Here is a 7178-nt window from a genome sequence, read left to right as displayed (position 1 = left end):
GTATGAAACAGATGGGGTTTGTTCGTCGCGGCGTGACCGCCGCTCGACTTGGACCTGGGTGTTAGCACTCAAGTCCAGCGAGTGCTAATCATAAGGGCCGTCCGGGGTGTTTTCAAGCGCGACCTGGAATTTTTATGCGCCGAGGCGCGTGTCCCGGGGTCAGAAGTGGGCCAGATAGCCGCCATCGACCACCAGCACCTGGCCGGTGACGTAGCTGGCCGCCGGGGAGGCCAGGAAGACGGCAGCCCCGGCAATCTCGCCGGGCTGCCCCCAGCGCCCGAGCGAGCTGCGCTGTCGCAGCCACGACGTGGTGGCTGCGTCATCCACCATGGCTGCGTTGGTGTCGGTGGCGAAGTAGCCCGGGGCGATGGCATTGACATTGATGCCCTGCGGGCCGAGTTCGGCGGCCAAGGCTCGGGTCATGGCCTCCAGCGCGCCTTTGCCGGTGGTGTAGGCGGCGTCGCCGGCCCGTGCGATCGGCCCGGCGATGGAGGTGATGTTGATGATGCGACCGAAACCCTGGCTGCGCATGGGCGTGGCGGCTTCCCGGCTGAGGTGCCAGGCGGAGATCAGGTTGCTGTCCAGCAGGTCGCGCAAGGCTTGGGCCGGCAAGGCGTCGAGGTTCTGGCGCCGCCTCTGGCCGACGTTGTTGACCAGGATGTCCAGGCGCCCGTCCTGGGCCAGCAGGTGCTCGAGGGCGGCGCTGGCGCCGGCTTCGTCGCTCACGTCAAAGGGCAGGGCATGCGCTCGCCCGCCTGCGGCGCGACCCGCATCGGCGACCTGCTGTTGCGCCTCGCGCAGGCCTTCCGGGTCCCGGCCGTTGAGCCAGACACTGGCGCCGTGCGCGGCCAGGCCGCAGGCGATGGACAGCCCCAGGCCGCGCCCGGCGCCAGTAACCAGGGCCGTGCGACCGCGAAGAGAGAACAGGTGGGTGGCGACGCTGGCCGCGGAGGGAGTGGGGCTCACCCTCGCGATTATCGGTGTCGCCGAACCGCCTCAGGCCATGGAGAGCTCGGCCATCGCGGATTCCGGGAACGCCATCTCCGGTTCCATGCCATCAAAGGGCAAGGTAAAGAAGAAGGTGCAGCCTTCGCCTGGCGCGGTTTCGGCCCAGATGCGGCCACCATGGCGTTCGATGATGCGCTGGGACAAGGCCAGGCCCGTTCCGGTGCCCTCGAAGTCCATGGAGTGGTGCTGGCGCTGGAACATCACGAACAGGTTGTGCGCCTTCTCCAGGTCGAAGCCCACGCCGTTGTCGGTGATGTAGAACGTGCGGCCGCCCACGGGGTTGACCTTCCAGCCCACCTCGATGCGGGCCTCGTCCCGGGTGCGGGTGTACTTCACCGCGTTGTCCAGCAGATTGCCCCAGGCCTGCGCCAGCAGCATGGCGTCGCCACGGACGATGGGAAGGTCGCTGTCTATCACCCATTCAATGCGGCGCTGTGCGTTCTCCTGCTTGAGGTGAGCGATCACACCATCGAGCAGCGGGGCCAGCGGCACTGGCTGCGACTCGATGGCCACCCGTCCCAGTCGGGCGTACTCGAGCAGGCCTTCGATCATCTGGCTCATGCGCTTGGACGCTTTGGCGATGGCGTTCTGGTACTGGCGCACCAACGGGTCCGCGTTCTCGCCCAGTTCCTCCTGCAACAGCGTGACGAAGCTGGCGATGTGCCGCAGCGGCGCGCGCAGGTCGTGCGAGACCATGTGCGAGAACACATCGAGGTCCTTGTTCGCGGCCACCAGTTGCTGGGTGCGCTCGGCCACGCGTTTTTCCAGTTCCCGGTTGAGGTCGTTCATCACGTCCTCCAGGCTCTTGGCGGCGGTCATGTCGCGCGTGATGCTGGACAGGCCCTGCAGTTCGCCAACCTCGTTGCGCAGTGCCGTCAAGACGGTGTGCGCCCAGAAGCGTGAACCATCCTCGCGCAGGCGCCAGCCGCGCGTCTCCCACTGGCCATGTGCCTTGGCCAGGCGCAGCACCTGGCCTGGGTCGATCTCGTCCTCGCCGGCGTTGTCTGGGCTCAGCAGCACCTCGTACGACTTGCCCACCATCTGCGCATGGGTGTGACCATGCAGGCGCTGCGCGCTCTCGCTCCACTCGGTGACGGTGCCGTTCTCATCGACGAAGTAGACGCAGTAGTCCTGGATGGCGTCCACCATCAGGCGGTAGCGTTGCTCGCTGGCGAACAGCTCGGCGGACCGTTCGCGCACACGCTCCTCCAGGTCTTGGTTGGCGTGCAGCACGAACTCCTCGGTCCGGCGGCGCTCGGAGATGTCGTGCAGTTCGATGAAGATGCCCTCCACCTCCCCATTCTGGAAGTCCGGGATGTAGTGCACTTCGAAGTAATTGCGCGTGCCGTCTGCTGCCACGCGCTCGGCCTCGAAGGTCTGGGCCTGGCCGCTGAGGGCCTGAGCCACTCGGGGCAGGATGTCCGACAGGATCTCGGGCCGCACCACCTGGCTCAGGTGCGAGCCCACCATCTCCTCCGGCTGCTTGCCGTAGCGCGAAGCGTGGGCGTCGTTGGCGAAGCGGCAGATCAGGTCCTTGTCGTAGTAGGCGAGCCGGGCCGGGATCCGGTTGGTGATGCTGCGCAACAGGCTTTCGCTGGCGTCGTTCCTGGCGGAAGCGCCACTGTTCTTCATCACCTCGGTGACCAGGCCATTGCCCAACTGGAACTGGCCTTCGCTGTCGAAGACCGGGGTGAAGGACAGGCGTGCCTGCAGCAGGCTGCCGTCCTGGCGCACCAGTTCCAGTTCCAGAGCGTCGGCATGACCCGTGAGCCGCAACTGTTCGACTTGTGCCGTCACCTGCTCGCGCCACCGCGGTGCCACCAGTTCCCGCAGGCTGGTGGGCAGGCTGCTGTCCTGCCGCTCATGGCCCAGCCAGTGCAGAAGGGTCTGGTTGATGTGGGTGAACTGCTGGCCGGCGTCGAACGAAAGCAGGCCGCATGAGGCCTGGTCGCACAGAGACCGGGCACTCTGCAGGGCCGTTTCGAGGGCATGTGTCCGCTCCTTCAACAACCGCTCGCAGTCCGGCGCGGCGGTGTCCTTCCCGTCGGGGCAGATAGGGGTGTCCATGGTTCAAGGCTCCAGGTCGTGACAGTGCAGGTCGGAAAATGGCTTGTACTCCCATATCGGAACCCGCGACGAAAAATTCAGATTGTTACGACTGGCGGTTGCCCGGCCGCGCCGCGAAGACGGAAAAAAAGCCCCGAGGCCTGCGCCACGGGGCTTTGAGAGAGGTGCTGTACGAAATTACAGGCCGGCCGCCTTGCGCAGCGCATCGGCGCGGTCGGTCCGCTCCCAGGTGAATTCGGGTTCTTCCCGACCAAAGTGGCCGTAGGCGGCGGTCTTGGAATAGATCGGGCGCAGCAGATCCAGCATCTGGATGATGCCTTTGGGTCGCAGGTCGAAATGTTCGTTGACCAGGGCGGCAATCTGCTCGTCGGGGATCACGCCGGTGCCTTCCGTGTAAACCGTCACATTCATCGGACGGGCCACACCGATGGCGTAGGCCACCTGGATCTGGCATTGCCGCGCCAGGCCGGCGGCGACGATGTTCTTGGCGACGTAGCGAGCCGCGTAGGCGGCCGAGCGGTCCACCTTGGAGGGGTCCTTGCCGCTGAAGGCGCCGCCGCCGTGCGGGCAGGCTCCGCCGTAGGTGTCCACGATGATCTTGCGGCCGGTCAGGCCGCAGTCGCCTTGCGGGCCGCCGATGACGAAGCGGCCGGTCGGGTTGATCAGGTACTTGGTGTCCTTGGTGATCCACTCCTTGGGCAGCACCGGCTTGATGATTTCTTCACGGATGGCTTCGTAGAAGCTGTCCTTGAGCTTGGTCGCGGTCTCGCTCTGGTCCGGGCTGTGCTGGGTGGACAGCACCACGGTGTCGATGCTGTGCGGGCGGCCGTCCACGTAGCGCAGCGTCACCTGGCTCTTGGCGTCCGGCCGCAGGAACGGCAGGCGGCCGTCCTTGCGCAGTTGGGCCTGGCGTTCCACCAGGCGGTGCGCGTAGTAGATGGGCGCGGGCATCAGCTCGGGCGTCTCGTCACAGGCGTAGCCGAACATCAGGCCCTGGTCGCCGGCACCGGTGTTGAGGTGGTCGTCCGAGGCATGGTCCACGCCTTGGGCGATGTCGTTGCTCTGCTTGTCGTAGGCCACGAGCACCGCGCAACCCTTGTGGTCGATGCCGTACTCGGTGTTGTCGTAGCCGATGCGCTTGATGGTGTCGCGCGCGACCTGGATGTAGTCGACGTGCGCGTTGGTGGTGATCTCGCCGGCCAGCACCACGAGACCGGTGTTGGTGAGCGTCTCGGCCGCCACGCGGCTGCGCGGGTCCTGCTCGAAGATCGCGTCGAGAATCGCGTCGGAAATCTGGTCCGCCACCTTGTCGGGATGGCCTTCAGAGACGGATTCGGACGTGAAGAGGAAATCGTTCGCCATATAAACTCCAGAAAGGTTGAGCGGCGTTGCCGGTCTGTCAGAGTTCGGCGAACGCTTTAGCGGTATTTGTGAATCGCCCCGCAATTAGTTCATTAACTCGGCGATGGGCGCATTCTAGATCAAGGCCGCGTCCCTCTTTTCTCCTCCCACCTTGGCCCTGTTGATCCGTTTCCTGTTCCGTTTCGCCAGCCTGCTGCCGCTGTCGCTGCTGCATGCGCTGGGTTGGTGCCTGGGCTGGTTGAGCTTTGTTTTCTCTGGCCGGTACCGGCGCCGACTGTTTGCCCATGCCCGCCAGGCCGGTCTGTCACGCGGTGCGGCGCTGGCGTCGGTGGGCGAGGCGGGCAAGCTGGTCGCCGAGCTGCCCCGTCTCTGGATGGGCCGGCCGGTGGCGATCCACTGGGACGGCGCCGAACATGTGGAGGCCGCGCTGACCCAGGGCCGCGGCGTGCTGTTCCTGACGCCGCACCTGGGCTGCTTCGAGATCGCCGCCCAGGCCTATGCCCAGCGCTTTGGCGAGCGCCAGCCCACCACCGTGCTCTACCGACCCGCACGCAAGGCCTGGCTCAAGGACATCGTGGCGGGCGCCCGAGCGCGCCCCGGGTTGTTCACCGCGCCCACCACATTGGCGGGCGTCAAGCAACTCATCAAGGCACTCAAGGCGGGTCAGGCCGTCGGCCTGCTGCCGGACCAGGTGCCTCCGGCGGGGCAAGGGGTCTGGGCGCCATTCTTCGGGCGCGACGCCTACACCATGACCCTCTCGGCCCGGCTGGTGCATGCGGCACAGGCGCAGATCCTGCTGATCTGGGGTGAGCGTCTGAGCTGGGGCCGCGGCTACCGTGTGCATGTGCGCCCGTTCGGGCACGCCGGTGTGGGCGTGCTGTCCCAGGACGCCTTGCAGGCGGCCACCCAGATCAACCAGGCCATGGAAATGCTGGTGCGAGAATGCCCGCAGCAATACCTGTGGTCGTACGACCGTTACAAACAGCCGGCCGGCCAGGCCGCGCCCGTGCAGTCGGCCGAGACCGTTGCACCGCCGCGCCCCTGAGCTGCGCTTTTTCCGTACTGCGATGCCCTCATCAAAGCCGATCGACGCAACCGCCACCCCTGCCACCCCTTTCTTCGAGCGCTGGGGCAACCGCCTGGGGCTCGGTTTCATGCGTGTACTGGCGTGCCTGCCCTTGAGTTGGGTGCGTGCACTGGGCTGGGTGATGGGCCAGGTGCTGCATGCCGTGGCATCCCGCCGTCGCCGCATTGCCCGCACCAACTGGGCACTGTGCTTCCCGGAGGACAGCACCCTGGAGCGGCATCGCGCCGTACGCCGTCATTTTGTGTATTTCGCGCAGGCCTGGTTGGACCGGAGCTGGCTCTGGGAGGGCAGCGAAGCCAAGGTGCGGGCTCGGTTGAAGGTGACGGGGGCCACGCACGAGTTGCACAGCGATCAGCCCACCCTGTTGCTGGGTCCGCATTTCGTCGGCATGGATGCCGGAGGCACCGCGCTGGCGCTGTTGCAGCCGCGTCGCTATGCCTGCATCTACCTGTCGCAGATCAACGAAGAGGTGGACCGCTGGATGCGCGCTGGCCGCCTGCGCTTCGGTACCGTACGGCTGGTGGAAAAGCAGCAGGGCCTGCGTACCGTTGTGCATTCGCTGCGTTCGGGCGAAGCCTTGTATCTGTTGCCGGACATGGACCTGGGGCCGGAGGAGTCCGTGTTCGTGCCCTTCTACGGCGTGCCCGCGGCGACCGTGCCCACGCTGCCTCGTTTGGCCCGCCTCGCGGGCGCCAAGGTCGTGCCGGTGGTGACCCGACTGACGCGGAACGGCTATGAGGTCGAGGTGCTGCCGGCCTGGACCGGTTATCCGGGCAGGGACCCGGTGGCCGACACCGCGCTCATGAATCGGCGCCTGGAGGGCATGATTGCGGGCATGCGCGAGCAGTACTACTGGGTCCACAAGCGCTTCAAGACCCGTCCCCCTGGAGAGCCTTCGCTTTACGGACGGGACTGATCCGGTGCCTCCTCGGAGGAGGCGTCGGCTGCCGCCTGGACCGCCTTACCGTCATGCGTCCAGCGCCAAAGCATCAGAGCGACCTCGTCCAGTCCCTGCTTCTTCAGCGCCGAGAACAGGCGGGCTTCGCCACCGCCGGACTGCAGCCGCGCGATCGACAGCGCTTTTTGCGCTTCGGCGTGGTTGAGCTTGTCCGCCTTGGTGAGCAGCACGAGAAACTTCAGGCCTTCTTCGACCCGTGGCCGGATGACTTCGAGAAGGATTTCGTCCAGCTCGGTCATGCCCAGGCGGGGGTCGATCAGCAGCACCACGCCACGCAGGTTTTCGCGGGTGAGCAGGTAGTTGCCCATCACGCGCTGCCAGCGCAGTTTGGCCTCCCTGGGGACCGCCGCGTAGCCGTAGCCCGGCAGGTCGGCAAGGACTGCGTCGGTGGCGCCTTGCTTGCCCAGCGCGAAGAGGTTGATGCTTTGGGTACGTCCAGGGGTCTTGGACGCGAAGGCCAGGCGTTTTTGCTGCGTCAGCGTATTGATGCAGGTGGACTTGCCAGCGTTGGAGCGGCCGACGAAGGCCACTTCAGGCACCGCCAACTGCGGGAGGTGCTGCAATTGGGGCGCCGTGGTCAGGAAGCGGGCTGTGTGCAGCCAGCCGTGGGCCATCTTGGGATCGGGGCTGTCCGGGGCGGCGGGGGCTGGAGTGGGGTGTTGGGTCATTTGGGGGTTTTCCCGGTGGGGCATTGTA

General features: G+C 66.2%; 6 protein-coding genes. 2 read left to right on the top strand and 4 right to left on the bottom strand.

What is annotated here, in order from left to right:
- Window positions 1-159: 159 nt before the first annotated feature.
- From KIT53_RS15170 to metK, 3 genes are all read right to left on the bottom strand, one after another.
- The gene (locus KIT53_RS15170; protein ID WP_297754040.1) at window positions 160-966 is read right to left on the bottom strand and encodes an SDR family oxidoreductase; all 807 of its coding nucleotides are present in this window, start codon (window positions 964-966) and stop codon (window positions 160-162) included.
- Between the two features lie 30 nt (window positions 967-996).
- A complete protein-coding gene (locus tag KIT53_RS15165) occupies window positions 997-3075 on the bottom strand; it encodes a PAS domain S-box protein (protein WP_297754037.1) in 2079 nt (692 codons plus the stop codon).
- Between the two features lie 177 nt (window positions 3076-3252).
- Window positions 3253-4437, bottom strand: a complete 1185-nt coding sequence (gene metK, locus KIT53_RS15160; RefSeq protein ID WP_297754034.1) for a methionine adenosyltransferase — start codon at window positions 4435-4437, stop codon at window positions 3253-3255.
- Between the two features lie 151 nt (window positions 4438-4588).
- Here metK and KIT53_RS15155 point away from each other — a divergent pair, with 151 nt between their 5' ends.
- Window positions 4589-5482: a lysophospholipid acyltransferase family protein gene (locus tag KIT53_RS15155; RefSeq protein WP_297754032.1), complete on the top strand. Its 894-nt coding sequence runs from the start codon at window positions 4589-4591 to the stop codon at window positions 5480-5482.
- Window positions 5483-5504: 22 nt separating this feature from the next.
- Window positions 5505-6440 carry a lipid A biosynthesis acyltransferase gene (locus tag KIT53_RS15150; RefSeq protein ID WP_366521928.1) on the top strand — a complete coding sequence of 312 codons (936 nt, stop codon included), beginning with the start codon at window positions 5505-5507 and terminating at the stop codon, window positions 6438-6440.
- Here KIT53_RS15150 and yihA read toward each other — a convergent pair.
- A complete protein-coding gene (gene yihA, locus KIT53_RS15145; protein ID WP_297754029.1) occupies window positions 6425-7150 on the bottom strand; it encodes a ribosome biogenesis GTP-binding protein YihA/YsxC in 726 nt (241 codons plus the stop codon). The genes KIT53_RS15150 and yihA overlap by 16 nt on opposite strands.
- Window positions 7151-7178: the final 28 nt, after the last annotated feature.

It is taken from the genome of Hydrogenophaga sp. (assembly GCF_026125785.1).
Classification (GTDB): Bacteria; Pseudomonadota; Gammaproteobacteria; order Burkholderiales; family Burkholderiaceae_C; genus Hydrogenophaga.
This window is presented reverse-complemented; position numbering and strand designations above follow the sequence as displayed.